This is a genomic window from Bartonella sp. OC16QHHD, assembly GCF_042194035.1.
GTDB lineage: Bacteria > Pseudomonadota > Alphaproteobacteria > Rhizobiales > Rhizobiaceae > Bartonella.
In genome coordinates, this window is record NZ_JBHIMJ010000076.1 from 1 (window position 1) to 2,329 (window position 2,329).

The 2,329-nt window shown below is 36.3% G+C and carries 1 protein-coding gene; it reads left to right on the forward strand.

Annotated elements, in window-relative coordinates; genetic code table 11:
• Nucleotides 1-1,692: DUF6990 domain-containing protein (locus tag ACFIK1_RS07205; protein ID WP_375662458.1), on the forward strand; the 1,692-nt coding region annotated here is incomplete at its 5' end.
• Nucleotides 1,693-2,329 lie beyond the last annotated feature (637 nt).

Genomic DNA, 2,329 nt, shown 5'->3' on the forward strand with positions numbered 1-2,329 from the left:
TGGGCACGTGCCCAAGATTTACAAGCATCAATAGAAAGCAAAACACGTGTTCAAAAGTATAGCTACAATATACGTATAGTCTGGCATTTGGCTTGTTTAGCATTGACAGGTCAAATTGATGTTCTGAAATCTTATCAAAATTTTTTAGAAGCCGGTAAGATTTCTGAGATTTTGGATGACCGTGAAGTAGAGAGATATATTAACCATGCCGTTCAATTTGCTGAAGAATATCTGAAAATCCTTAATGAGCGAAAAGCTATAGATGATCGTCTTAGTTTACAAGATTTGTCTTTTCTTAATACAGTTTCTGAAGACTTAAAAAGGATGGACTGGACAGTCTATCGTGATAAAAATTACAATTGCAATGCTTATTTTATAACGAAAGATCGTATCATTAATATAGTGTACGACCTTGATAAAAAAGGAGAGACACCATTTGTTACCTTCAAGGTTTCTCTTTCAACACTTGGTTTTTCTACAGCTTATCGATCTATTTTCATCAATACTCCCCAATATACCGTTCTTAAAGAATCAGAAGAAGTTTATGCAGTTTCTAGTACTGAATTGGATGAAGGCAAGCTGAAACAGATCAGTGCGGATATTTTGTGCTGGGCTGATCGACAAAATGTGAATCAAATCATCTATGATTATGCGGCTTTGTCCCCAGACAGTGAATATGATTTTGCGAAGTTGCACCTTATTGCACTTATTCTTATTGGGGATGTTGAAAAACTCAAATTTTATAAGGAAAGTTTGAAGGATAAAAACTTTTCAGCTTTGATAAGGGAAAACATAGCACATATTATTGATAACGTCCTTGCTCTTGCACGCCGTTATCGGACTGGTTTTCCTAAAAACGCTCCGATTTTAAGCTTGGATCCGCAAACAGCATCTGTTGCTTCTAAAACAACTTCTGTTGAAGTGGCAGAGGAAGTGGATGAAGCGGATGACACTGATGATCGTCTCACCATGGAAAGTGCTCATGCACTTTTAAAAAGTCTAGGCTGGTCAACCGAGAAAATCAATGAGAATGACCATATGGCAAGCTATCAATTGGCTGATCGTGAAGTAGACATTCTTTATAACGACGAAATTGCCAAAGATTACCCACAATTTGATAGCGCCTTTATGATTAGCACGGGCATTCTTTCCACCGCTTGTAAATTCATTGATCCTACCCACACGGAAGATATTCCAGATATACAGCTTAATTTTGAAGCAAAGGGGTTAGAAATCTTTGAACCAGAAGTTACTGCGGATCGCTTAAAGCAAGCACTTGATGACGCGCTAAAATGGGCGGTAACAGACATTGACCTTTCTGAAAGACTTCGCTCTGATTATGGCGCTGCTCCTTGGGAAAAAAGCACCACGTCTGAAGCAAACGATGCACATTATGCTTTACTTCATCTTGGCGCTCTTGCTTTGTTGGGTGATGCTGAAACCTTACAATCTTATCAGAAAAGCTTTACGGCAGGTGATCACCTAGGCTTTGACGAAAGCATCAACAAAACCCACCTTGAACGTGCATTAGCTTTAGCCAAAGAAGTAGCAAAGGTGAAGCAAGTGAGTTACGCTTTGATTAAACAGGTGGCAGAAAAGCTTGATGATCCACAAGAGGTTACCAGCAAGGAGCAACCCCGCTCGTGGAAAGAGAAAATAGTCAATTTTATCGGAAAAAAAGACAAGAAATAGCACCTAAAAAATATCGAAAAGATTTCAGAAATTTAGAAAATAAGACGCGCTCCAAAGCCTTGATCACTAGTTGAGAAATTCAACAGTGGTGTGGCTCTGATCATGGTTTTGGTGCAAGATTTAAAGGAAATAACCTATTATTTCATAGATTATCAAAATCTCTTTTAATGGGCTTTTGTCTATTTTATCGGTTATGTCAGTTTATTTAACAGACGAATCTTATGATTTTAGTGAATGATTAAAATGTGCTTTATGAAAAGCATATGATCCTTTAAGCCTTTCAAAAGAAAGGGATTATAATCATAATAGATGCTATCAAGACCATTATGGTTATGAGTTTTGGAGGTTTAGGGGGGTTTGGAGGTGCTTTTTACGCTCCCCCCTTTACATATTTTTCAATAAAAAATAAAAGTCATTATATTTCAATAAGTTAATCTTTCAAATAAACAACCTATATTAAACACAAAACATAAATACAATCTTTAATATATATTTAAGAGGGTTTTGTAGGTGTTTTGGGGGTTTGAGAAACATTCAAAACCTATAAGTAATATAAGAAAATGAATATACATAACTCTCTTTAAACAAAGCTTCTGATAACAATAAAGCTATCATTTTAGATTACGGTATAACCTCT